17 protein-coding genes and 4 pseudogenes are annotated in these 24,585 nt (G+C 71.1%); 8 read left to right on the top strand and 13 right to left on the bottom strand.

Annotation, left to right across the window (positions count from 1 at the left end; translation table 11 throughout):
* Window positions 1-5: 5 nt before the first annotated feature.
* Entirely contained in the window at window positions 6-914 is a 909-nt protein-coding gene (locus tag ACFXKZ_RS34970) for a LysR family transcriptional regulator (protein WP_380005995.1), read from the bottom strand.
* A gap of 471 nt (window positions 915-1,385) precedes the next feature.
* The gene (locus tag ACFXKZ_RS34965; protein ID WP_380005993.1) at window positions 1,386-2,414 is read right to left on the bottom strand and encodes a zinc-binding dehydrogenase; all 1,029 of its coding nucleotides are present in this window, start codon (window positions 2,412-2,414) and stop codon (window positions 1,386-1,388) included.
* 101 nt (window positions 2,415-2,515) lie between these two features.
* Between ACFXKZ_RS34965 and ACFXKZ_RS34960 the strand changes: the two genes are divergently transcribed.
* A complete protein-coding gene (locus ACFXKZ_RS34960) occupies window positions 2,516-3,469 on the top strand; it encodes a LysR family transcriptional regulator (RefSeq protein ID WP_380005991.1) in 954 nt (317 codons plus the stop codon).
* 247 nt (window positions 3,470-3,716) lie between these two features.
* Here the strand turns inward: ACFXKZ_RS34960 and ACFXKZ_RS34955 are convergent, their stop codons facing one another.
* The gene (locus tag ACFXKZ_RS34955; protein ID WP_380005989.1) at window positions 3,717-4,289 is read right to left on the bottom strand and encodes a TetR/AcrR family transcriptional regulator; all 573 of its coding nucleotides are present in this window, start codon (window positions 4,287-4,289) and stop codon (window positions 3,717-3,719) included.
* A gap of 82 nt (window positions 4,290-4,371) precedes the next feature.
* Here ACFXKZ_RS34955 and ACFXKZ_RS34950 point away from each other — a divergent pair, with 82 nt between their 5' ends.
* The 6 genes and pseudogenes from ACFXKZ_RS34950 to ACFXKZ_RS34925 all read left to right on the top strand — a co-directional run bounded on the left by ACFXKZ_RS34950 (window position 4,372) and on the right by ACFXKZ_RS34925 (window position 12,722).
* On the top strand, window positions 4,372-5,322 hold the full coding sequence (locus tag ACFXKZ_RS34950) for an NADP-dependent oxidoreductase (protein ID WP_380005987.1): 951 nt from the start codon (window positions 4,372-4,374) through the stop codon (window positions 5,320-5,322).
* Window positions 5,323-5,543: 221 nt separating this feature from the next.
* A complete protein-coding gene (locus tag ACFXKZ_RS34945; RefSeq protein WP_380005985.1) occupies window positions 5,544-6,146 on the top strand; it encodes an RNA polymerase sigma factor in 603 nt (200 codons plus the stop codon).
* Complete coding sequence (locus ACFXKZ_RS34940; RefSeq protein WP_380005983.1) at window positions 6,143-7,135, top strand: hypothetical protein; 993 nt, start codon at window positions 6,143-6,145, stop codon at window positions 7,133-7,135. The genes ACFXKZ_RS34945 and ACFXKZ_RS34940 overlap by 4 nt, the downstream gene beginning before the upstream one ends.
* A 75-nt stretch (window positions 7,136-7,210) precedes the next feature.
* Window positions 7,211-7,477 (top strand): annotated as a pseudogene (locus tag ACFXKZ_RS34935) (transposase); the annotation flags it as partial.
* Between the two features lie 613 nt (window positions 7,478-8,090).
* Entirely contained in the window at window positions 8,091-10,415 is a 2,325-nt protein-coding gene (locus ACFXKZ_RS34930; RefSeq protein WP_380005981.1) for a protein kinase, read from the top strand.
* A gap of 30 nt (window positions 10,416-10,445) precedes the next feature.
* Window positions 10,446-12,722: a protein kinase gene (locus ACFXKZ_RS34925; RefSeq protein ID WP_380005979.1), complete on the top strand. Its 2,277-nt coding sequence runs from the start codon at window positions 10,446-10,448 to the stop codon at window positions 12,720-12,722.
* A gap of 56 nt (window positions 12,723-12,778) precedes the next feature.
* Here the strand turns inward: ACFXKZ_RS34925 and ACFXKZ_RS34920 are convergent.
* Window positions 12,779-13,762, bottom strand: a pseudogene (locus tag ACFXKZ_RS34920) (agmatine/peptidylarginine deiminase); the annotation flags it as partial.
* On the opposite strand from ACFXKZ_RS34920, the pseudogene ACFXKZ_RS34915 reads away from it, so the two are divergent.
* Window positions 13,644-14,237, top strand: a pseudogene (locus tag ACFXKZ_RS34915) (hypothetical protein); the annotation flags it as partial. The pseudogenes ACFXKZ_RS34920 and ACFXKZ_RS34915 overlap by 119 nt on opposite strands.
* Here ACFXKZ_RS34915 and ACFXKZ_RS34910 read toward each other — a convergent pair.
* The 9 genes and pseudogenes from ACFXKZ_RS34910 to ureA form a co-directional block, all read right to left on the bottom strand.
* Window positions 14,122-15,282 (bottom strand): annotated as a pseudogene (locus ACFXKZ_RS34910) (agmatine deiminase family protein); the annotation flags it as partial. The pseudogenes ACFXKZ_RS34915 and ACFXKZ_RS34910 overlap by 116 nt on opposite strands.
* A gap of 165 nt (window positions 15,283-15,447) precedes the next feature.
* A complete protein-coding gene (locus tag ACFXKZ_RS34905; RefSeq protein ID WP_380005977.1) occupies window positions 15,448-16,266 on the bottom strand; it encodes an ABC transporter ATP-binding protein in 819 nt (272 codons plus the stop codon).
* Entirely contained in the window at window positions 16,259-17,296 is a 1,038-nt protein-coding gene (locus ACFXKZ_RS34900) for an ABC transporter ATP-binding protein (RefSeq protein ID WP_380005975.1), read from the bottom strand. The genes ACFXKZ_RS34905 and ACFXKZ_RS34900 overlap by 8 nt, the downstream gene beginning before the upstream one ends.
* Window positions 17,293-18,150: an ABC transporter permease gene (locus tag ACFXKZ_RS34895; RefSeq protein ID WP_380005973.1), complete on the bottom strand. Its 858-nt coding sequence runs from the start codon at window positions 18,148-18,150 to the stop codon at window positions 17,293-17,295. The genes ACFXKZ_RS34900 and ACFXKZ_RS34895 overlap by 4 nt, the downstream gene beginning before the upstream one ends.
* Window positions 18,147-19,100, bottom strand: coding sequence for an ABC transporter permease (locus tag ACFXKZ_RS34890; RefSeq protein ID WP_380005971.1), 954 nt, complete (start codon window positions 19,098-19,100; stop codon window positions 18,147-18,149). Before ACFXKZ_RS34890 ends, ACFXKZ_RS34895 begins: the two co-directional genes overlap by 4 nt.
* A gap of 5 nt (window positions 19,101-19,105) precedes the next feature.
* Window positions 19,106-20,761, bottom strand: a complete 1,656-nt coding sequence (locus ACFXKZ_RS34885; protein ID WP_380005969.1) for an ABC transporter substrate-binding protein — start codon at window positions 20,759-20,761, stop codon at window positions 19,106-19,108.
* Window positions 20,758-21,786, bottom strand: a complete 1,029-nt coding sequence (locus ACFXKZ_RS34880; RefSeq protein WP_380005967.1) for an agmatine/peptidylarginine deiminase — start codon at window positions 21,784-21,786, stop codon at window positions 20,758-20,760. Before ACFXKZ_RS34880 ends, ACFXKZ_RS34885 begins: the two co-directional genes overlap by 4 nt.
* A 74-nt stretch (window positions 21,787-21,860) precedes the next feature.
* Complete coding sequence (locus ACFXKZ_RS34875) at window positions 21,861-23,573, bottom strand: urease subunit alpha (protein ID WP_380005965.1); 1,713 nt, start codon at window positions 23,571-23,573, stop codon at window positions 21,861-21,863.
* Window positions 23,570-24,316: an urease subunit gamma gene (gene ureA, locus ACFXKZ_RS34870; RefSeq protein WP_380005963.1), complete on the bottom strand. Its 747-nt coding sequence runs from the start codon at window positions 24,314-24,316 to the stop codon at window positions 23,570-23,572. Before ureA ends, ACFXKZ_RS34875 begins: the two co-directional genes overlap by 4 nt.
* Window positions 24,317-24,585 lie beyond the last annotated feature (269 nt).

Raw genomic sequence — 24,585 nt, 5'->3', positions numbered from 1 at the left:
TTCGGTCAGTGCGTCTTTCGCGTTGCTGCCGCGCGGTGCAGTTCCTCTCGCAACCGCCCCACCAGAGCAGGTTGTGTGTCACGGGGGGCGAGGAACCGGATACTGCGAGAGCCGAGCATCTGCACAGCAGGGCGGACGACGACGTCGTACCCCTCTTCCAACGCGAGCTCGGGTACCAGAGCGACGGCGGTGCCGGCCGCGACGAAGCCGTGGAGCACACCGTAGTCGTCGGTTCTGAGCACGGTGCGGGGTCGGAATCCGAGGGACTGGCACGTCGCGAAAAGAGTCTGGTCGCTGGGGTCGTACGAGCCGCGAGAGACGATCCATCCGTCGTCGGCGAGCAGTTCGATGTCGACGGGACCCACTGTCCGCGCTTGAGGGTGCGATGCGGGGAGCAGCACCCGGTACGGATCGTCGAACAGGGTTTCGGCCCGCATGTCCGCGCCGTATCCCGCCCTGCCTCCGCCGATGTCGTAGATCACGGCGCAGTGCAAGGACCCGGCTCGTACGTGTGCGATCAGATCGAGTGGCTCGGCCTCGAGCAACTCGAGCCGTACATCCGAACCGATCGCGGCATCCCGCACAGCCTGGGGGAGCAACCGCGAGGCCGCGGAGCGGAAGGCACCGATGCGCAGCGTCGACACACCGTGTTTCATCCGGGCCTCGACATCCGCCTCGACCGCATCGATCCGGTCGAGCACGGCACCGGCATGCTCCAGGACCATCGCGCCGAGGTCCGTCAGGACCGCCCCGGTGGGACTGCGCTCCACCAGCTTGGCCCCCAAGTGCGCCTCCAACGCCCCGAGATGGTAGCTGATGGTCGGCTGTCCATAGTGGAGTTCGCGCGCGGCCCCAACCAACGAACCACTCGAGGCAATGGCCCGGAGTACCTGAAATTGGCGAAGATCGAGCATCCATACATGCTATGTATGCCGGTGGAGCAGCCGGCGCCGAGGGCCATCGGCGAGTGCGGTGCGATTACCGGGGTGTGGCCGAGCGCGGTCGTCGTTCATGCCGGTTTCCATGTACGTGTGGTGACTGACCGAGACCGGTGAGGTCGACGAGAAATCGTCGGAGACGACGGCTCGCACCGACCACGAGGGTGCCCGCCATGCCGCCGGTGACGGACGACCAGGTACACCGCACCGAGCTCGGACGGAACTTCGCTCGCGGGTCGAAATCGTGTCGACCGGATGGCGGAGCGCACGCTCGCCTTCTCGATGCGCCCCGGCGGGGGCCGCGTGGCGTGGCCCGTCATCGCGCCTGCGTAGGGCAGCAGGACGGCGAGCATCCGCCATGCGGCCGTGTCGAGTTCCGTGTATCGGGCGGCGCGGTCGACGATGGTCGGGTCGGGTGTTCCCGGATGTTTCCCGGGCCGGTGAGCGTCACGTTCTCGTTTGTGCTCGCGTCGCGGCCTCGACGATCATCTTTCCGATGTTGGCGCCGCCCAGCATGGACACGAACGCCTCCACGATGCGTTCGAAACCCACGACGATCGTCTCGTCCGACACCAGGCGCCCGTCGCGCAGGAGGGACGCCGCGAACGTGTACAACTCGTCCCGTACGTGCGTGTGGTCGCGCACCAGGAAGCCCTCCATGCGCAGGCTCTTGTTCACGAAGTCCGCGTGGTCGAAGCGCACGGGCGGGGTGTCCGGCCGGTTGTACTGGCTGATCGTGCCGACCCGCACGATGCGCCCGCGTTCCCGCAGGGCGCCGACCGCTGCCGCGAGATGGTCGCCGCCGACGTTGTCGACGAACACGTCGACGCCGTTCGGGGCGGCCCGCGCGAGGAGGTCGGCCACCGGGCCCTTCCGATAGTCGAAGACCTCGTCGTAGTCGGCCCGTTCGGTCAGGTACGCCGCCTTGGCCGGCGATCCCGTGCTGCCCACGAGCCGCCCGGCACCCATCAGGCGGGCGAAACGGCCGACGGCGGTACCGACACCGCCCGCCGCGCCCGAGACGAACACGTCCTCGCCCCCGCGCAGCGGCGCGATACGGGTGAGGGCCACGTACGCGGTCAGCCCCGTACCGCCGAGCAGGCCCAGGTGCGCCGACAGGGGCACACCCGGCAGGTCCGGAAGTATGTGTGTCTCCTCGGGACCGACCACGGCATGGGTACGCCATCCTCGGCGGTGGAAGACCACGGTGCCCTCGGGCAGTTCCGGAGTTCGGGAGGCGACGACCCGGCCGAGCGTACGGCCCTCCAGCGGAGCGTCGAGGGCGAACTCGGCGTCCATCATCTCGCGATGGTACGGGTCCACCGACCAGTACAGGTTCTCCACCAACGCCGTGCCTCGCGCCGGCTCGGGAGGCGGCGCCTCGACGAACCGGAAGTGCGCGGCCGTGGGGAAGCCGTCGGGGCGGGCGATCTGGTGGACGGTGACCGCCGTGGTGTTCGGCAGGAGCGCGTTCATGACACGCACCGTAGGCAGGAATGCCGGGGCGGGGCAGGGGGTTGCCCTCATGACCGATCCGTATCCATGAGCAGCCCTCATGTCCGCAGGTGGGAGCCCCGATGACCAACCCCGCCGAGCTTTCCCCCCAGGAGCTTCGGATCCTGGTCGCAGCCGCCGATTCGGGAAGTTTCTCGGCGGCCGCCGCGACGCTGGGCACCACACAATCGGGCGTCTCCCATGCCGTGCGCGGCATCGAACGCAAGGTCGGCGCCGTCCTGTTCGCACGCGGTCGAACCGGTGCCCGGCCCACCGCGGCGGGCACGACGGCCGCGGCGCACGCACGACGCGTACTGCGGATGCTGGACGTCCTGGTCGTCGACGCCCGCGCGGCGGCCCGCGGCACGGGCACCGACGAGGCCGCCGACGGCCCACTGCAGATCGCCGCCTTCCGCAGTGCCGCCCTCCACCTGCTGCCGCCCGTACTGGAACGCCTCGCCGCCCGCCGGCCCGGCATCGAACCACGGGTGCGGATCGTGCGCGAAGTCGGCTCCGGCACCGCCGGAGAGGTGGTGGCGGGACGCGCGGACGTGGGCATCGCCACCCTGGGGACCGCGACGCCGACACCGCCCGGGTTGGTCGCCGGCGTGCTCCTGGAGGAGCCCTACGCGCTGGTGCACCCGGCCGGACACCCCGCGCCCCGCTCGCTGCCGCTGGTCGACTGGACCGAGAATTGTTCCTCGTACACCCGCGAGTGGTGGGCGATCCAGGAGTGGATACCCAGGGCCACGATCGAGGCGGAGGACGACGGAGCCGTCCTGACCATGGTGGCCGGCGGCCACGGCATGGCCATCATGCCCGCTCTCTCCCTCGCCGCCGCACCGTCCACTGTGCGGATCACCGATCTCGGCCCCGGACGCCCCACCCGCTCGGTGGGCTACGTGACCACACCCGAACTCGCCGCGTCCGCCGCCGTGCGGGCGCTCGTCCGCGAACTCCGCCTCGCTCACACGGGCGCCGTCGCGCCGCCTGCGTGGCACACCGGGGACGAGCCGGAGGCGGTTCCGCGCGATTGAGCTCCTTCGGGTATGCCCGAACCTCGCCCCGAGGGTCGGGGTGCCGCTCGTCCTGCGGACGCGACGTCCCACGGCGGCTTCGATCGAACCGGGCCGACGCGGACCCGTTCCTGTTCGACGAGCGTCCTTTTCCCACAAGCGATTTCGTCACACACGAAGCGGCGCACACGCGGGAGGACGGACACACACCGGCCGCCGAGCGGCCGATCCGCTCCGTTGCGGCCGGCTTCGGGAGTCCTGGGCCGACTCAGCGGGCCGTCGGAGCCGGCGGCGCGACCGCCTCGCGCAGCTCGTCGGCGGCCTGGGTGATGAGCCGGGAGAGGGAGGCGTCCGGGTCGGTCAGCCAGCGAGCCGTGGCGCGCCGGTGGATCGCCAGCACCACGTCGATGACGAAGCGTGCCTTGCCGGGCTCGACGCCGCGGCGCTCCAGCGCCCGCGCCAGCGCGTCGGCGATGTCGGCGAGCTTGATCAGATCACGCTCGGCCAGTGCCGGGTTGGCGGCGATCACCCTGACGCGGCGCAGCAGGAACTCGCGCGGGCGAAAGATCTCCTCGGCGGTTCTCAGCGCGGTCAGCAGCGCCTCGATCGGCGTGAGGTCCGGGTCGGTCGCCTCGAACCGGGCGACGAGGTGGGCCTCGAGTTCGTTACCGGCGAAGAGGACTTCCCGCTTGTCGGGGAAGTAGCGGTAGAAGGAGCGCTCCTTCAGCCCGGCGGCGCCCGCGATCTGCGCGACCGAGGTGCGCTCGAACCCCTGCGACTCGAACAGTTCGAGCGCCGCGCGCTCCAGCCGACCCTGTGCGTCGGATTCCCATCTCGGCATACCCACCAGGTTACGACAACAGAAGCTGTCGTCGGCTGATATGTTGATGACAACAGATGCTGTTATCACTTGGGAGATCGGCATGAAGGCTCTCCAATTCGACCGGTTCGGTTCCCCGGACGTGATCGTGCTCCGCGACGTCCCACAGCCGGAGCCGGAACCCGGTCGGATCCGGATCGCCGTGCGGGCGTGCGGCCTGACACCGGCCGACTGGCATGTCGTCGACGGTCTCCTCGCCGACCGTCTGCCGCCGCTGCCGCGCGGGCTCGGCTTGGAGGTCGCGGGCACCGTCGACGCGCTCGGTGAGGGCGTCACCGGTGTCCGGATCGGGGACCGCGTGTTCGGCCCGGCCACCTTCGACGGCCCGACGGCCGGCGCCGCCGAGTACGCGCTGATGCCGGCCTGGGCACGCATCCCCGAAGGCGTCACCGCCGAGCAGGCCGCCGCGCTGCCGATGGCGGCCGAGACGGCGTGGCGCGCGCTCGACGACCTCGGCGTCCGGCCGGGTGAGCTGCTGCTCGTCCACGGCGCGGGTACCACCGTGGGTGAGGCGGCGGTGCGCCTCGCCCTGTACCGGGGCATTCGGGTGATCGCCACCGCCGGGCCGACTCGGGCCGCCGCCCTGGAAGAGCTCGGCGCCCGGGTGACCGCCTACGGCGAGGGCATGGTCGAACGCGTCGGCGCACTGGCCGGAGGCCGCGTCGACCGCGCCCTGGACACGTCGCCGACCGGGGGCCGGATCGACCGCGCCGACCAGCCCAGTCCGGCCGGCGGGTCGCTGCCGACCCTGATCGAGCTGACCGGGGATCCCGACCGTGTCCTCACCCTCTCGGACTTCGCCGCCGCGGCCGACTTGGGCGTGCGAATCACCACCGAGATCCGCTACGACCGGATGGACGAGTTCGCCCGGCTCGCCGGCGAAGGCGTCCTGGTCGTACCGGTCGCCCGCACCTACACGCTCGACCGGATCCGGGAAGCGGCCGAGCTCAGTCGGTCCCGCCGACCCGGCGGCAAGCTCATGCTCGTCCTGTGATCGCCCTGCCGACCCGGTAGAGCGAGACCACCTCGACGAGGAGCGGGGCCAGGCCTCTCCTCCTGGTCCGGGGCGCCCCTGCCGTCTTGGTGCGGAGCGGCGAGTTGCAAGAGCGGCTTGCCCACCAGCGGCCCCGATGCCTCGCAGCACGGGTGTGGATCGAGTACGGACGGTTGTGCGATCCTCGGGAACCCGGGGTGGCCCGTCGGACAAGACAGGGTGTGACCATCACCGCGATATCCGACCGCGAGTTGTGGGAGAGGGCGTGCGCAGGTGATCCCGAGGCGTTCGGGGTCATCTTCGACCGACACTCCCGTGCGATCTTCAACTACCTGTCCCGCCGTACCGCTTCGTGGGTCGAGGCCGAGGATCTGACGTCTGTCGTCTTCCTGCAGGCATGGCGTCATCGAAGCGCCGTCACCCTGGACCGGGACAGCGCGCTGCCGTGGCTGCTGGGCATCGCCCGCAACACCGCCGCCAATGGCGGGCGGGCTCGCCGTCGCTATCAGGCGCTCAAGGAGCGCCTTCCCACGCCGTCACCGGTCCCCGACCATGCCCAGGACGTCGCCGATCGCGTCGATGAGGAACGCGCCCTCGTCGCGTTGCGCGGATCCGTCGCCCGCCTGCCCGCGCACGAACGCGAGGTGATCGAACTGTGTGTGTGGAGCGGACTGGACCAACAGGCCGCCGCCACCGCACTGGGCGTGGCCGTGGGCACCATCAAGTCGCGTCTGCATCGCGCGCGCCGCCGACTCGGCGACGACCTGCGTGAACACGCACCGTCCTCCCGCAACACCCACGCCATCGCCGAGGAGACATCGTGAAGTCCTCGAACACGATCCCGGCCGAGCGGGAGCTGCCGCACAGCGCAGCCCGCCGCGCCGAACTGCTTGCCCTCCTCCCCCTCACCGACTCCCGGCCACCGCAACTGCCCACGATCCGACGGCGAATTCAGGATCGGCTGATACCGCCGCGCCGGGTACTGCTGCCACTGGCCGCCGCGGCTACGGTCGCGGGCCTGGTCACCGGCGTCCTGCTCGGGATCTCCGGCGACGACCGGGCCACCCGGGACCCGGGACCGGCCGGCTCGCCGTCGGCAGTGCCCTCTGCGGCAGGCCCCGCGCCCTCCGTCGTGGGTCGCCCGCTGCCGCTCGGGCAGGTGCCGGTACCCGCGGAGATCGCGGTGTCCGACGCCGAGGCTGCGCGATTCGTCGCCGCGTGTGCCCTCTCCCGACCCGCCCCCACCGCCGCGAGCGGATACCGCCCGTACTTCACGGTGCGCAGCCCGCAGGCCGCCGAGCCCGGGCACATCTACGCCGTCGCGGTCGACCCGGCCGGACGCCATGCGTTGCACTGTTCGGGTTCGACTTCGCCCGTGGCTCAGTGGGTCCAGTCGGATATCGAACTGCTGACGGGGACCATTGAGGTGGACAACAGCGGCGGTACCAAGTCCGGTGCCGGCTGGACCGATTACGCCGCAGGCCGCTACAACGCCCCCGTGGCGCGGATCACCATGGACCGGGGCACCGGCGAGCGCGCGGCGATCATGTCGGGCGGCGTCTGGTACGCGGCGGAGACCGTCGGGTACACGCACGAGGCCGCCGATGCGTTCCAGGCCGGGCGACTTCCCCGGATCCGCGGCTACGACGCGGCGGGCAAGCTGGTGTGGGATTCCGACCGCGACATCCCGAAACCGGGTTCGGCGGAATGTGTCCGCACCCCCGACGGCCGGGTTCTCAACTACAAGGGCCGCGCCGAACCCGACCCGGCCACATGCCGCCCGGCACTGCCCTGGACCGCCGGCGACCGATGAGCGACAGCCGGCCGACCTGATTTCGAGCGGTGGCCACGTACCCGTGAACGCCCTCGACGAGAAGCCACACGAGGAATGGTTCGATCGATCGAACCCGCCTGCGGGGTCGATGTCCGCAGCGGCGAAGTAGGCAGGCGGCACGACCGAAGGGTGCTCAGCGGGATCGTGTGGAGGTTTCCCGGCACGGCTTGGCGGTACGTGCCGGAGCGGTACGGGTCGTGGGCGACGTTGCACACCCGGTTCCGCCGGTGGGCCGCGGACGGCACGGCCGCGCAGGCCCGGGCGGACGCGGCCGGCGACATCGACTCGTCGGTGTGCGTGGACTCCACGACCGTTCGCGCGCAGCCGGTGATCCGACTTCTGCCGGGCCTTTCGATCTGCATACGGCATGCCTCCCAGGGAGTATCGAAATGTTCACGCTCCCGAAGCCGTGCGAGAACGGACAAGAACCGTGCAGGCCACGACAAGGACCCTCCGGCCGTTTCTCGTACGCTGGTTCCGGGCAGAAGAACCGATCCTTCCGACCCGAACCGGACTTCGTACAGGTGGCTTCGTTCACTTTCGGTTCGTCTGGGATCGGCACACCTCTCCGTCCGGCTTTCGGCGCGGGGCATTGATCAGGTGGCGCCGAGTGGGCGCGGTCTCAGTCGAGGCCGGCTTCGCGGCTCCGTCCGAAACACGTTGCTGACAGGGCCCTGATCAGCCGGCGTGTTTCGCCGGCCGCGCCGACCACGGCGGCGCTTATCGGTCTGGTCGCAGCCGGTCGTGATCGAGGTATGGGTGAAAGGTAGGTATTTCTGACGTGCGCTATTTCGCCGTGGGGTCTCGGTCGGTTCGAGAGGGCCGGTGGCCGACGGCGCGACGCCGTCGTCGCGAGCCGGACCGCGAGGGCGTTCCTCGCCGCCTCGTATCCCTGAACGACCCTTCTCGGAAGCCCTCTTGTAGCATCCCTGCGATGGGTACGGGGAGCCCGCCCACAGGGCGGCGCGATGGTGTGGGACGTCGGATAGGTCCGTATCTCGTCGAGCGACCGCTCGGTGAGGGGGGCATGGGCCGGGTATATCTCGCGCGTCCGGCGGACGATGCGGCGGGCAGGCCGGTCGCGGTCAAGGTCATCCACCCGCATCTTTCTCGGGATCCGTCGTTTCGCGCGCGTTTCGCGCGCGAGGTGGCCGCCGCGCGGGCGGTGCGGAGCCCGCACCTCGTGCCGTTGGTGGCGGCCGACCCGCAGGCGGAGGAGCAGTGGCTGGCCACGGCTTACGTGCAAGGCCCTTCGTTGCGCGAAGTGGTCGACGAATTGGGCGGGTTCGGAGACTACGCGTTACGGGGCCTCGGAGTTGCCCTCGCGGGTGCGCTGCGCGACATCCACGCCGCAGGGCTCGTGCACCGCGATCTCAAGCCTTCCAATGTGTTGATGGACGCCGACGAGGGACCGTTGGTGATCGACCTGGGCATCGCGCGCGCCGCGGACGCGACGAAGCTGACCGGTACGGGCGTGTTGGTCGGCACACCCGGCTACATGGCTCCCGAGCAGTTGATCCTCGCGGGCTCGGCCCCGCCCGCCGATGTGTTCGCGCTCGGTGCCGTACTCGCTTTCGCCGCGACCGGCCGTCGCCCGTTCGGGGTCGGACCCGCTCACGTCGTCGGGTACCGCGTCACCACGTGCGAACCGGACCTGGAAGGCGCGGCCGATTGGATTCTCCCGATCCTGCTCGGATGTCTCGCGAAGGACCCCGCCCAGCGGTCGACCCCGGACGATGTGATCGCGTTCCTCGATCCGAAGGGGTACAGGGCCTCGCCGTCGCCGGCACCCGTGCGGGTACGGCGATGGCGACCCGTGCTCGCGGCCGTGACCTCGTTGGCCGTCGCGGTGGGGGCGGGTGTCGCGATGACGCTCGGAGACGAGGGCGCCGCACCCGACGCCGCGGGCGGCCCGTCAACCACGTCCACGGCGCCGGCCGCGCGGCCACCCGTGATCGAGACGGCCGAACCCACCGCCTCGGCGTACCCGCCCGCCCCCAAGCTTCCCGATCCCACGAGCGCGCTCACCGGTGCCGCGTCGCCGGCGTCGTGGACGCGCGCCTGGAACGAGACGTTCGCGTCGCGGGATGTCTCCACGACGAATCCGCCGGGGAGCGCGGACGGGCCCTACGCGATCGACGCGTGGTTGACCGATCGGGTGCTGGTCGGTGTCGGCGGCACCGATGTTCGCGGCACGGATCCGGACACCGGCCGCCGGTTGTGGACACTACGGCCGCCCGGGGCGGGCATGTACCCCTGCCAGGCGGCGCGCGACCTCGACGGCAACGTCGGGATCGTGATCTTCGGCGCGGTCGTGAACAGGATTCCCACATGCGATCGTGTGGTCGCCGTGGACATCTCTACCGGCGAGGCGTTGTGGGACAAGCCCCGCCCGGGCCGGAACACGGACCACTTCGAAAACGATGCCTCGGCACAGCCGGTGGGCGTCGGCCACGACCGAGTCGTCCTGCGCTCCGGAGACGTGCTGACGGCCTGGAGCCTGCGCGACGGTGCCCTCGAATGGGAGCACGACCTCGCGGCGGAGGGCTGTTCGCTGCAGACCGCGGTCGTGGGGCCGTCCACCGTGGCCGAGGGTGTGATGTGCGGCCCCCGCGACAGGAAGGGCACCGACCGGGCGCGGACGATCCGTTCGGTGAACGTCGCGGACGGACGTGTGCGCTGGACGAGTTCGCTGCCCGGCGGGGTACCGATCGACCGGATCGAGATCGCGGAACCGGTGACCGTGAGCCTGCCCGGTCCCGGCGGCGATCCGGGACCGCTCGTCGTGTTCGACGCGAACGGCAAGCCGGGCCCTCGCCTGCAGACCTCCCAGGACTTCGGAGCGTTGGCGCCCGAAGAGCGCAACCACCTCCAACTCGCCCCGGCCGTTTTCGGCTGGAAGAACACCGTCGTGGTCCTGGTCACCGAGGGCGGCTGGAAGATGCCGAGGGGGATCGCCGCCGTCGACGCCGACACGGGGCGGGTGCGCTGGCATCGGAGCAGGCCCGAGGGTGGTAAGACGTTCATCCTGGGTGTCGACGACCAAGGCGTCCTGGCGCTCGCCGCGGACGAGCCTCGCGGGCTGACCCGGTACGCCCTGGCAGACGGCGCGCCCCGCCCTGCCGGCACGTTGCTCGAAGGCGGTTCGCAGGCCTCCTACAACTACGCCGCGGCCCGACTGGCGGGAAACAATCTGATGCTGGTCACCGGCCGGACAACGGATCCGGGAGTGGTCACGATGTGGAAGCCGCAGGGGTAGGCGCCTCGTGCGCAGATGTGAGGAGCGACCATGACGCGCGACGGGGCGCAGCCGTTGGAGCCGGGCGATCCGGAAAGAATCGGCGGGTATCGGCTGGTGGCGCGACTGGGACACGGCGGCATGGGGCGCGTGTTCCTTGCCGAGGACGATGAGGGCCATCGGGTCGCGGTCAAGGTCGTGCACGCCGAGTTCGCGGCGGATCCTGATTTCCGCACTCGCTTTCGGCGCGAGGTGAACGCGGCGGAGCAGGTCCTCAGTTACTTCACCGTGCCTCTCGTCGACTCCGGCCCCGACGCCGAAGTGCCGTGGTTGGCGACGCAGTTCGTCGATGGGCCGGCTCTGGGCGCGTTCGTGCGCCGAGACGGGCCGCTGTCTATCGGGCGGCTGTGTACCCTGGCCGCCGCGCTCGGCGAGGCGTTGATCGTCATCCACGCCGCGGGCATCGTGCACCGTGACCTCAAGCCGTCGAATGTACTGATGGCCGAAGACGGTCCACGGGTGATCGACTTCGGGATCGCGCGCGCGGCCGACGACGACGAACTCACCCGCACCGGTGCCGCGTTGGGCACCCTGGGGTATGCCTCGCCCGAGCAGCTGACCGGAGACGAGCCGGTGGGTGCGCCCGGTGACGTGTTCGCGCTGGGCGGGGTGTTGCTGTTCGCGGCCACCGGTCGCGAACCCTTCGGGGACGGTCAGCAGGCCGCGGTGGTGTACAGGACGGTACATCAGGCACCGGATTTGACCGGTGTTCCCGCACTCCTGCGCGATCTCGTGGAGTCCTGTCTCGCCAAGGATCCCGGCCGGCGTCCGACGCCGAGGGAAGTCATCGCCGCGGCGCGCGCCGCGCAATCGCGGTTGGGGAAGCCGGCGCGGTCGAACGGCGGCGAGGATGCGGTGCCCTCGGTCGACGAGCGGGTGACACCTGATGCGGACGATCGCGAAACCTCGGCCCCGTTCCCGCCCGCGCCCACCCTGCGCATCGCGGAACGCGAAGGTTCGGACGAGAAGGGGCCCGCCCGGATATCGCGTTCCGGTGTACTCGCCTTCGGCGTGGTCGCGTTGATCCTGTGCGTGCCGGCCGGCCTGTGGCTGCTCGGGCCGGCCCACGAGGATCGGTCGCGGCCGCGCACGAGTGCCCAAGCGGGCAAGCCGTCCGGTGCGCGCGTCGCGGGAGTGACCGCGGCGGGCGATCGGCACCGGATCTGGACCGCGTACAACGTCGACAAGAGCGTGGACACACGTTTGTGGGGAGTGTGGAGCGACGACAACGTGATCGTGCGGATCGATGCCTCGGGAGTGCGGGGGTACGAGGCGAAGACCGGACGGCAGTTGTGGATCGCCGCACCACCGGCACCCGATCTGGTCCCGTGCCACGCGTCGAACGGAAACACGGCCACCAGCGACGGGGTGGGCGTGGTCGTGTTCGGCAAGCCGTTCGAGAGCCCGACCACCTGCGAGGAGGCAGCCGCGTACGAGATGGCGACCGGTCGCCTGTTGTGGCACCACACGGTCGGCCGACCGGACGGCCCGAATCTGGCGGCCGTGCACGGTGATGTGGCCACCGTCGCGGCAGAGGACGGCATCCGCGGCTTCGATCGTTCGGGCGGTGTCGAACGCTGGCGAATCCCGTGGCGCGAGGCGGGCTGCGAACGGCTGGACGTCACCCTCTCCCGATCCGCGTTGCGCGTTCGCGAGCGATGCGAGGATCCCCGTCTGACGCTCGCCTACCGGATACTCGACATCGACCCGGCCACCGGCAGGGTCCGTGGCCGGATCGACCTGCCCGACGCGAACTTGGCCCTGGAGGCGGAGACGTTCGCGTACGAGACGAAGCCCGATGGCCTCGTCTTCGTGCGGCCCGATGGCGGCAGGACCCGCGGACTGCCTTTGGCGCAGCCGTTCGGCACGATCTCCACGCTGGGTTTCGGCGACGCGGACACCTTCGTCACAACGGCCGACAAGCGCGACGCGAGTGGCACGGTGGCGACCGAGATCGTCGCCTTGGACGCCGCTTCCGGGACGGTCCGCTGGCATGTTCCGCTGGCCACCGTGGAGGATTTCGCGGTGCTGGCGATCCAGGGTGGGTCCGTATTCACGGTCGAGCGCACGTCGACCGCTTTCGACCGGCCGGACGTTCGGGTGCGGGAGCGTCGACTCCGTGACGGAACGGTGGTCGCGACCGGCACACTCCCGCAGGAATTCGTCCTCGGCTCGGCCGAGCGGGTGGTGGCCACCGGAACCCTCGTGGTCGCGATCGACAGCCGCAGCCGACCGGGCCTGGTGGCCTACGACGTCACGACCGGTTGACCGCCGCAAGCGCCTGCCCGTTTGGCGGCCGGCGACACCGGCGCCCCTTCGCGGCGCTATCGGGCCGGCTGCTGCATCGTGGCGCAGTGGATGCCGCCGCCTCCGCCCATCAGCCGGTCGACGTCGAGTTGGACGACGGTGCGTCCGGGGAACGCGGCGGCCAGAGTGGTGCGGGCCGCCTCGTCCTTGGGGCGGTCGCCGAACTGCGCGGTGATCACGGCGCCGTTGACCACGTGGAAGTTCAGGTAGGAGTCGACGAGGTCGCGTTCGGTGGAGCGGGGTGTGTCCGGACCTTCGACGGTGATCACCGCGAGGCGCCGGCCCCGGGCGTCGGTCGCGGTGGACAGGGCGGCGAGTTGCCGGCGCGCGTCCCGTGCCCAGACGTCGTCGCGGTCACCCGGGGGAACCTGAACCATGACGACGCCGGGCCGGATGAAGCGCGAGGTGACGTCGATGTGGTCGTCGGTGATGTCGCGGCCCTTGATGCCCGGTACCCACAGCATCGTGTCGGCTCCGTACGCCCGCAGCACCGCCGCCTCGATCCGCGCCTTGTCGAGTCCCGGGTTGCGGTTGGCGTTGATCAGGCTGCTTTCGGTGGCCATGACCGTGCCGTCGCCGTCGGTCTCGACGGCGCCCGGCTCGCCGACGAAGTCCGCGCGACCGAAGGCCAGACCCTCGTATTCGGCGACGTACTCGGCGACGCGCGCGTCGTTGCGGTGGGTCTGCTTGCGGCCCCAGCCGTTGAAGCCGAGCCCGAGCGCGTCGAGTCCGCCCGTGTCGCCGGTCCGGAAGAGCGGGCACGTGTCGCGCATCCACAGGTCGTCGGTGGGGATCTCGGCGGTGACCGTGACACCGGAACCGCAGCGGGCGCGCGCCTCGGCCGCGGCGCGTTCGTCGATCGCGCACATCACCACCGGCTCGAACGCGGCGATCGTCCGGGCGATCAGCGCGATGTCCGCCTGCACACCGCCGAGTCGGCGGCCCCAGATCGAACGATTCGCCGGCCACGACATCCAGGTGCGTGCGTGGGGGACGTCGTCGGCGGGTACCCGACGTCGCGGTGCTTCGTCGACCGACGCCGCGGCCGTGCCCGCCGACGCGGGCCCGGCGCCGACGACGGCGGCGCCCCACTCGGCGGCACGCCGCAGGAGGCCTTTGCGGGATGAGGGTTGTTCGGGCATACGCCTCTCCGATTCGGGAGCGGTTGGGCGCCGTGCGCGCGCCGCGCGGGGACGACAGGACAGCGGGGATCGCCCGACGCGGGTTCGCCCCGCCACCACCAGCCAGGTCCCCACGTCCGGCGGCGCGGCCTCGCGGGGCGCGTCCGTCCCCGTCCCGCCGAATCGGCCGCCGGGTCCGGTCATCGGCCCGCGGGCGACGGCGGGGCGGGCATGTCGTGCGTGGCGCAGTGGATGCCGCCGCCGCCCGCGGCGATCGCGTCGATGGACAGCGGCACCACGGTGCGGCCGGGGAAGTGGTCGCGCAGGATCTGCCGCGCGCGGTCGTCGGCCCTGACGTCGCCGAACCGGGGCACGAACACCGCGCCGTCGGCCACGTAGAAGTTCGCGTAGGAGGAGACGAAGCTCGCGCCGTGCCCGGTGATCGCGTCCGGATCGGGTTGCGGAAGCTCCACGACGTCCAGGCGCTTGCCGGCGGCGTCGACGGCGTCGGTCAGGACACCCTTTGCCTGGTCGCTCGCGCGGGACCAGGAGTCCGGGGGAGCCCCGGGGAACGCCCGGTCGAGCAGGACCGCGCCCGACGCGGTGAACCGGACCAGGCTGTCGACGTGCGCGTCGGTGATGTCCTCGCCCCGCACACCTGCGAACCAGATCACGTGGGTCACTCCCAGGGTTCGCCGGAGTTCGTCCTCGACCTGTTGCCGCGACTTGCCCGGGTTGCGGTTGGCGTTGACCACCGAGCTCTCGGTCACCATCAGGGTGCCGCGGCCGTCGGTCTCGAACGACCCGCCCTCGGCGACGAGTGGAGCGACCACCCGCGGAATGCCATAGCGCGCGAGCAGGGTCCGGCCGACGTTCGCGTCGTCCCCGTGCGGCTGCTTGTTCCCCCACCCGTTGAAGTTGAAGTCCACCCCGGTGACCGTCCCGGAGTCCTCGACGAACACCGGGACCGTGTCGCGCGCCCACAGGTCGTCGACGGCGAGCGTGATGACCTCGACCCCTCCTCCGCACGCGTCGCGCGCCGCGTTCTCCTGGCCGAGGGAAGCCATCAGGACGACCGGCTCGTGCTCGGCGACGGCGCGGGCGATCCGGGCGATGTCGTCCCGCACGGGCCCCAGGTCGTCGCCCCAGATCGCCGCGGAGGAGGGCCACGACATGAACGTCCGCTCGTGGCGCTCCCATTCCGCTCCGAACACGCGCCCGCCGACCGAGGCCGGCGGGGACTGCGGCGCCGCCGTCCCCGAGGCGTGCGGCGACGGCGCGGTCGACGGCTTCGCCGCGTCGGATCCGCCCGAATCCCCGCACGCGGACGCTGCGGACCCGAGCACGGCCAATCCGGCGAGCGATTTCAACGCGGCACGACGGGACCACGCGACGGACATGGCGGCTCCGAAGTCGACTCGGCGGATGTGGCACCGTCATCCCCGGGGGATCCGGTCGGCAGCCTGTACCCGCAAATTCGCGAAGGACGCCCGAAACGCCCGCGCCGCGTCGGATCGGGTGACGCACGGTGCCCGTGGGGCCGGGGCCGGGGTGGCGAAGCCGTATCACGCTGTCGTGTCGTCGTTCCGGAGTGCGCGCCGTGCCGCGCCGATGGCGTGTGGGTCCCAGCCCGGTCGAGGCACGGAGTTCATGAGCAGTCGGGTGTAGGCGTGGTTCGGCAGGGCCAGTACATCGGCGGTGCGTCCGGATTCGACGATCCGGCCGCGGCGCATGACGATGACGTGGTCGGTGACGCACCGGACCACGCCGAGGTCGTGGGTGATGAACAGGTAGCCGATGCCGGTGGCGTCGCGGATGTCGGCGAGCAGGTTGAGGATCTGCGCCTGTACGCACACGTCGAGTGCGGCTACGGCCTCGTCGAGGACGAGGATCGTGGGCTCGACGGCCAGTGCCCGGGCAATGGCGACGCGTTGCCGCTGTCCGCCGGACAGTTCGCGGGGGAGCGCGGCGGCGGCCCGGGTGCCGAGGCCGACTTGGTCGAGGAGCTCGCGGATCCGCGGTGCCGGATCCGTGCCGGGCCGGTGCAGTTTGAGCGTCTCGCGGAGCACGGCCTCGGCGCTGGTGCGCGGGTCGAGTGACAAGTAGGGGTCCTGGAAGACCATCTGGATCTGACGGGCGCGGGCGAGGCGTTCGGCGCGGCCTCGAGGTCGCGTCGTGCGGTCCTGTCCGCGGACGCGGACGTGCCCGGCGTCGGCGCGGTCCAGTCCGACGACGATGCGGGCCGTCGTGGTCTTCCCGGAGCCGGATTCGCCGACGATCCCGAGAGAGCCGCCGTCCGGCAGGGTGAAGGTGACGTCGTCGACGGCTCGTACGTCGCCGAACGTCCGGAACAGCCCGCGGACTTCGAGGAGGGGGTCAGGCATTGCCGGGCGTCCCTTCGAGACGGTCGCTGTGGTGGCAGCCGGCGGTGTGTGCGGGTTCGCCGCGCGCGGGCATGCTTCGGGGCGCCTCGGTGGTGCACAGGTCGGAGGCGTGGGCGCAGCGCGGTGCGAAGGGGCAGCCGGCCAGTTCCCGGCGCAGGTCCGGGGGTTGGCCGTCGATGGCGGCGAGTCGGTCCTGTGGGGCGTCCAGTCCGGGCGTGGAGTCCAGGAGTGCCTTGGTGTAGGGGTGGCGGGGTCGGGCGAACACCGATGCGGCGGGGCCCGTTTCGGCGATACGGCCCGCGTACATGACGTAGACGCGGTCGCTGATCGCCGCCGCGAGGCCCAGGTCGTGGGTGACGAACAACAGTCCGGTGCCGAAGCGTGCGCGCAGATCGCCGAGCAGGGCGACGACCTCGGCCTGGGTGGTCACGTCCAGCGCGGTGGTCGGTTCGTCGGCCAGCAGCAGGGTCGGGTCGCCCATGAGGGCGGCGGCGATCATCACTCGTTGGAGCATGCCGCCGGAGAGATGGCCGGGGTATCGGCGCAGCACGTCGGTGGTCAGTCCGACGGCTTCGAGGAGTTCGCCGGCGCGGGCCTGTGCGGCGGCGGGGGTCATGAGCTTGTTGAGGCTCACGCTCTCGGTGAGAAAGTCGCCGACGCGGCGCAGTGGGTTGATGGCGGCGCGTGGGTCCTGGAAGATCATGGCCGCGGTCCGGGTGCGCAGATGGCGCAGTTGTCGGGCATTCATGGTCAGGACGTCGTCGCCTGCCACGTGCACGGTGCCCTCGGTGCCGGCCCCGGCGGGCAGGAGACGCAGGACGGTGCGCGAGGTGAGTGTCTTGCCGGAGCCGGATTCGCCGACCAGGGCCACGGTCTCGCCGGTGCCGACGGTCAGGTCGATGCCGTCCAGGACCGGTCGGGCGGTGCGTGGCAGGCGCATGCGAAGGCCGCGGATGTCCAGCGCGGCGTGGGAAACCTCATGGGCCGCGGACGGCGCCTTGCCCGCCGGGTTGTGCTTCGTGGTGTTCATCGGTTCCTCCCGGCGACCTTGTCGGCCCAGCGTTCGCCGACCACGTTGAACGCGACGACGGTCAGGATGATCACCAGGCAGGGGACGATCGCGGACAGCGGGTAGCCGCTCTGGATGGCGGACTTGCCGTCGAAGACCATGCGTCCCCAATCCGGGGTGAGGGCGGGTACGCCCAGTCCGAGGAAGGACAGGCCGGCCAGGTCGATGAGGGCGTAGCCGAAGTTGACGGTGCATTGGGCCAGGACGACGGGGGCGATGTTGGGGACCACGTGCCGCAGGCAGACGTCGGTGGCCGAGTGGCCCTGGACGCGATATGCCGCCACGTACGGGCGTTCGCGTTCGGTGAGCACGAGGGAGCGGGCCAGCCGGGCGACATAGGGCAGGTACGCGATCGACAGCGCGACCACCGGGGCGAGGAGGCCTTCTCCGTATACCGACGTGAACAGGATCGCGAGGAGCAGTCCGGGGAAGGCCAGCGTCAGTTCGGTGGTGCGGGACAGGAGCGAGTCCAGCCATCCGCCCCGCCACCCGGCAACCACGCCTACGGCGCCGCCCGCGAGTGTGGAGAACACCACGACCCCGAGCGGGCCGAGCAGTGAAGTGCGGGCGCCCACCACGAGTCGGGACAGCGTGTCGCGTCCGGCCGCGTCGACGCCGAGCGGGTGGTCGCCGGACGCTGCCGCGAGGGCGTTGCCCAGCTCCACCGTGTTGGGGTCGTGCGGGGCGATCCACGGCGCGAGCACGGCGACCGTCACGACGAGCCCGACGAAGCCGGCGCTCGCCAGGTACAGGGGACCGCGGCCGGGTGCGCGCAGCCGCGCGAGTCCGGGGCGGCGTACGAGCGTCATGGTCATCCGGTGGCCCTCGTTCCCAGGGTGATGCGCGGGTCGACGACGGGCAGCAGGAGGTCGATGATCAGGTTCACGGTCATGAACAGTGCGACGATGATGAGGGAGATGGCCTGGACGACGGGGAAGTCCTTGGTGGTGGAGGAGAGTTCGAGAAGTTGGCCGACGCCGCCGACGCTGAACGCGGTCTCGACGAGGACGGTGCACACCAGCAGGCTGGAGACGATCAGTCCGGCGGTGGTCAGCACCGCGCCGAGGGCGTTGCGGAAGACGTGACGGCTGATGACGTGCCGTTCCGGGATGCCGCGGCTGCGAGCGACGGCGACGTGTTCGGAGGTGAGTTGCTCGAGCATGGCGCTGCGGGTCACCCGGGCGAGCATCCCGACCAGGTACAGCGCGAGCGCGATGGCCGGCAGGGTCAGGTGCCACAGCATGGCGCCGATGCCGTCGCCGCTGCCGCTCCCGCTGGAAGGGAACCAGCCGAGTTCGACCGCGAGGAAGCCTTGCAGCAGGATGGCCGCGACGAACGCCGGGGTGCCGATCGCGAAGGTGGTGCCGACGAGGATCGCGGAGTCGGTCGCGCCGCCGCGCACGGCGCCGGCCCAGCCGAGCGCGAGCCCGAGCAGCACCACGAGGACCAGGGCCATGCCGACCAGCAGCAGTGTGGTGGGCAGGCGGGAGGAGAGCAGGTGGGACACGTCGGTGCGGTATTCGATCGAACGGCCGAAGTCGCCGTGCAGGATGTTCCCGAGCCAGCGCGCGTACTGCTCGATGAACGGGTCGTTCAGGTGGTATTGCCTGTCGATCGCCGCGAGGGCGGCCGGGGACGCCGACCGCCCTCCCAGCAGGAAACTCGCCGGATTGCCCGGCGCGAGGTACATCGCGCCGAAGACCACGAACGAAGCGCCGAGCAAGGTGGCGGCCATTTCCAGCAGCCGCCGGACGGCGAATCTCACGAAGTTCACCCCGCGGCCCCCACATCCGCCGCCCACGGGTAGTACATGTACGCGATGGTCGTCGGCGCGCCGGTGATCTTCTTGTTCAAAAAGACCGTGGACGGCCATTCGGCGATGGGCATCCACAGCACGTCGTCCGCGGCCTTCCGCTGGAGTTTCGCCTCCAGCGCGAACCGCTGCGCCGGGTCGTAGGTCTCCGTGATCTTCGCGACCAGCGTGTCGAACTCGGGGTCGCTGTAGCCGGCGTGGTTCTGGTAGCCACCGGTGCGGAAGTTGCGCAGCAGATCGACCGGGTCGGTGACGGACAGGTAGTACGTCTCCGGAAACATGTCGATGCCTTCGCGGGCCTTGGGGTCGGTGAACAGCGCCGAGAACGCGTCCGGGGCGATGGTCTTCAACTCGACCTTGAGGCCGATCCTGGCGCCGGCGTCCTGGATCGCGGTGGCGACGAGGGAGACGTCCTGGCCGATCGGGCTGGTGGCGACGGTGACCGTCCTGCCCTTGGCGCCGGCCTCCTCGACGAGCTTCTTCGCCTGCTCGATGTCCTGTGTGCTCGACGGCAGGCGGTCGAACGCGGCGGACTTCGCGTCGTCCGGGGCACCGGCCCAGGCGGCGCGCGGGGTGAGGGAGGTGGTGGGTGTGCCGTTGCCCGCGAGCGCGGTCTTGACGATCCCGGGCCGGTCCAGGGCCATTGACAGGGCCCTGCGCACCCGGACGTCGGAGAGGGTGCCCTTCATGCTGGTGACGTTGACGTTGAGGGTGCTCAGACCTTCGCCGAAGTACAGGGTGCCCTTGCCGCTGGTACGCAGCCGCTCGTAGCTCTCGCTCGGTATGAGGAAGCCGCCGTCCACCTCGCCGCCGAGCATCGCGTTGGTGCGTGCCGACGCGTCGGTGAGGAACTTGAACTCGACGTGCTTGGCCCTGGCCCTGCTGCCCCAGTAGTCGTCGAAGCGTTCGAGTTCGAGGGATTGGCCCTTGGCCCAGCCGCCGAGCTTGTACGGGCCGGTGCAGGCGAGGCCGCCGGTGGTGCCGTAGTCCTTGCCGGCGGCCTCGACGCCCTTCCTGCTCGCCACGACGCCGGCCGCGGTGGCCATCAGTTGGGGGAAGAGGGAGTCGGCCTGCTTGAGTTTGACGCTCACCTGGAGCGGTCCGGTCGCGGTGACGGTGTCGACGTTCTCGAACGACTCGGCCCACGCGGCGCCCAGGTCGGGGTTCATCTGGCGGCCGAAGCTGTAGACGACGTCGTCGGCGGTCATCACCGACCCGTCGTGGAATCTCACGCCCGGCCTGAGATCGTAGACCCACGTGGTGGGGTCCGAGTTGGCCGCCTTCTCGGCCAGGCCCGGTGCCAGGGTCAGTTGCGGCGTCCAGCGCATCAGACTCTCGCAGACGTTGGACAGCACCGTGTTCTGCGGATAGTCGAACGCGGTGATGTAGTCCAGGGAGAGCGGTTCGGCGTACAGCGCCCAGCGGAACGAGTCGATGTTCCCCTTGGCCGGCGGGGTACCGGGGGAGAGTCGGTAGTTCGCGGCCTGTCGGGCCGGGTCGTGCTTGGGCGGTCCGGAGCAGGCCGCGACCATGGCGAGGGCGGCCACGGCGGCGACCGCGGGCGGCGCGGCCCGTCGCGCTCGTCCGAGGGGGGTGGGCCCGGGTCTGGTCATCGGAGGTTCCCTTCGGTGGTCGTCGGGTGCGCTGCGGGGATCTGCTGGGTGATGCAGTGGACGCCGCCGCCGCCGAACGCCACGGTGCGGGTCGGGACGCCGACGACCTTGCGGTCGGGGAAGGCGGACTGGACGATCGCGAGCGCACCCGCGTCCTCGGGGTGGTCGGCGATAGGAACGATCACGCCGCCGTTGGCGATGTAGAAGTTGAGGTAGCAGACCTCGATGTCGCTGCCGCCCCACGCGACGAACGCCGTCTGGGGGACGTCGACGATCTCGAACGGGCGTCCCTGCGCGTCGGTGGAGGCCTCCAGTACCGCGCGGTTGGCGCGCATGCGCGCGTAGTCGGGGTGCGCCGGGTCGGCGGGCAGTTGCACGATGACCTTGCCGGGGGCGGTGAACGCGCAGACGCCGTCTACGTGTCCGTCGGTCTCGGTGTCCAGGAGCCCGCCGTACGGCAGCCAGATCACCTTGGTGACGCCCAGCCGCGCCTTCAGTTCGGTCTCGATCTCGGCGCGGGTCATGCCCGGGTTGCGGTTGGGGTGCAGCAGGCACTGCTCGGTGGTGATGAGTGTGCCTTCGCCGTCGACGGTGATGGCGCCGCCTTCGAGGATCATCGGGGAGTCGATCGGCGGGTCGCCGAGCGCGTCGATCAGGGCTGCGGCGATCCTGTCGTCGGCGTCCCACGGATGGTGCTTGCCGCCCCAGGCGTTGAAGCGGAAGTCGACGCCCGCCCGCGAGCCGGCTTCGTCGAGCACGAAGATCGGGCCGGAGTCGCGGAACCACGAGTCGTCGATGGGCAGTTCGATGATCCGGATGCCGTCGCCGCAGAGTGCGCGAGCGTCCTCGGCGGCACCGGGGACGGTGACCATGGTGACGGGCTCGAACTCGGCGATGGCGCGGGCGACGGCGGCGTACTCGTGCTTGGCGTGGTCGAACATCTCGCCCCACAGGTCCGGCCGGGTGGGCCAGGCCATGAGGCAGCCGTCGTGAAGGGTCCACTCGGCCGGCATTCGGTACGTCATGGGCTTCTCGTTTCGTCGTGCGCGGTGAGGCGCGGTTCGGTGCGGGCCGACGGGTTCCGGGGATGGCGGGGATTTCAGAGGAAGTACAGGCGGTTGAGGGAGACTTCGTCCGCGGGTTCGGAGTGCAGCGGGGCGCCGTCCAGGGTCACCAGGCCGGTGCGGGCGTCCACCTGCACCCGGCCGGTGCGCGCGTTGCGCACCATGTCGGCGGGGCCGATGCCCCGGGTGCCGCGGACGGCGACCCGGCGGCGGCGCGTGGTCATGCCGTCGTACGGCCGGTCGGCCGACCCGGCGTCCGCGGCGGCTCGGCTGACGAAGGCCACGGACAGGTCTGCGGGCGTCGCGCCGTGTCCGCCGAACAACGGACCCATCACCAGCGGCTGACAGTTGTCCGTGGCGGCGTTCGGGTCGCCGGTGACGCCGTAGGCCGGGAAACCGGACTTGAGGACCATCTGCGGCTTGGCCCCGAACGTCGCCGGGCGCCACAACACGATGTCCGCCAACTTGCCGACCTCGAGCGACCCGACCTCGTGGGAGAGTCCGTGCGCGATGGCCGGGTTGATGGTGAGCTTGGCGATGTAGCGGAGCACACGCGCGTTGTCGTCGTGCGGGCCGTCCCCGTGCGCCGGGCCGAACTCGTGCTTCATCTTCCCGGCGACCGCGAAGGTACGCCGCACGGTCTCGCCCGCGCGGCCCATGCCCTGGGCGTCCGACGACGTGATGCCGATGACGCCCAGATCGTGCAGGACGTCCTCGGCGCCCATCGTCCCCGCCCGGATGCGGTCGCGCGCCATGGCGGCGTCGCCGGGCAGGTCGGTCTTGAGGCCGTGGACGGCGACGATCATGCCGTAGTGCTCGGCCACGGCGTCGCGCCCGAACGGCAGCGTGGGATTGGTGGACGAGCCGATGACGTTGGCGACCCCGGCCATCTTGAGGACGTTCGGGACGTGACCGCCGCCGCAGCCTTCGATGTGGAAGGCGTGAATGGTGCGCCCGTCGAGCACGGAGAGGGTGTCCTCCACCGACAGGCACTCGTTCAACCCGTCGCTGTGCAGCGCCACTTGCACGTCGTGGTCCTCCGCCACCCGCAGCGCGGTGTCGAGGGCGCGGGCGTGCGCCCCCATGTCCTCGTGGACCTTGAACCCGCAGGCGCCACCTTCCGCGAGCGCTTCCACGAGTGGCGCCGGGTCGGAAGCCGAACCGCGGCCGAGGAAGCCGATGTTCACCGGCCACGCGTCGAAGGAGTTGAAGGCGTGCCGCAGCGCCCACGGCGAGTTGACGCCGACGCCCCAGAGCGGGCCGAACTCCTGGCCGATGATCGTGGTCACGCCCGACGCGAGCGACGCCTCCATGATCCGCGGGCTGAGCAGATGGACGTGCGTGTCGATGGCGCCGGCGGTGGCGATCAGGCCCTCCCCCGACACGATCGCGGTGCCGGTGCCCACGACGACGTCGACGCCGTCGAGGGTGTCCGGGTTTCCGGCCCGCCCGATCGAGGCGATGCGCCCCTCGCGGATGCCGATGGACACCTTGCGGATGCCCTGGATCGCGTCGATCACCACGACGTTGCTGATCACCACGTCGCAGGTCTCGCGGACGGTCACGGCCTTGAGGTGCAGGCCGTCCCGGGCGGTCTTGCCGAAACCCGCGAGGAACTCGTCCCCGCCGGCTTGTGCGTCGGAGCCGACCCGGACCACCAGACCGGAGTCGCCCAGGCGGATCCGGTCACCCGCACGGGGGCCGTGCACGGCGGCGTACTCACGGGCGTCGAGGGGGGCGCCGCTCATGCGCGTTCCCGTCCGCGCCCGGGCTTCGGCGCAGCCGCGCCCGGGGCATCGCCGGCGCCGGGGGCCGCGCCGAGGTAGCCGCACGCCGCCGCGCGGCGCAGCGCCTCGGCCTTGGCGCCCGGCGCGTCCAGCGGTCCGTCGACCAGGCCGGCGAAGCCGATCGCGACGCGCGCGCCGCCCATCGGCACGAGGCCGACTTCGACGTCGGCGCCGGGGTCGAACCGGGTCGACACGCCCGCGGGCGCCGCCGGCCGCATGCCGTAGGCCGCCGCCCGGTCGAAGTCGAGGCGCGGGTTGGCTTCGAAGAAGTGGAAGTGTGAGGTCACACTGATCGGCACCGAGGCGGTGTTGCGCACCATGATCCGGGTCACCGGTTCCGGCCCGGCGACGGCCCCGGTCGCCGGGATCACCGCGCCGGGCGCGGCGTCGCCGTAGCCGGGATGGCCGAACGGGTCGGTCACCACGGCAAGTCGGGTGCCGTCGGGGAAGACGGCTTCCACGTACACCTCGGTGACCAGGTCGACGACGCCGGGCAGCACGTCGTCCGGGCCGAGCACACGGCGGGCGGCCTTGACGGCGTCTGCGAGCCGGTGTCCCGCGCGGGCCGTTTCGCACACGGTGTCGGCGATCAGCGCGGTCGCCTCGGGCATGTTCAGCAGCAACCCGGCATCCCGGCGACGGCGCGCCAGCTCGGCTGCCGTGAACAGCAGCAGCCGATCGCGCTCGGTCGGGGTCAACTGCACGGTGTCTCCAGGTGGTTCGTGACATGCGGGACGGGGCATCGCACTAGGGCGTGTCTTCGATCTCTCGTCGAGCTCCGCGGCGTGAGCGCAGCGAGGAGCCCGAAGGGCGGATGCCGTGCATCGGTGTGCCGGAGAAGCAGGTGCATAGTGGTTCCATTCGCCTGTTTCTCCGGGGCGGTGAGGTGCGGTGCCGGGTGTCGTGGTGCTCGGCGGGAGATTGAAGACACGCCCGAGTCCTCGCGTGAGGAGTGCGGGTCCGCCCTCGGCAG

This window comes from Embleya sp. NPDC059237, assembly GCF_042754105.1.
Taxonomy (GTDB): Bacteria; Actinomycetota; Actinomycetes; order Streptomycetales; family Streptomycetaceae; genus Embleya.
Note: the sequence above shows the minus strand (reverse complement) of the source record. Positions and strands in the feature narration are given on the sequence as shown.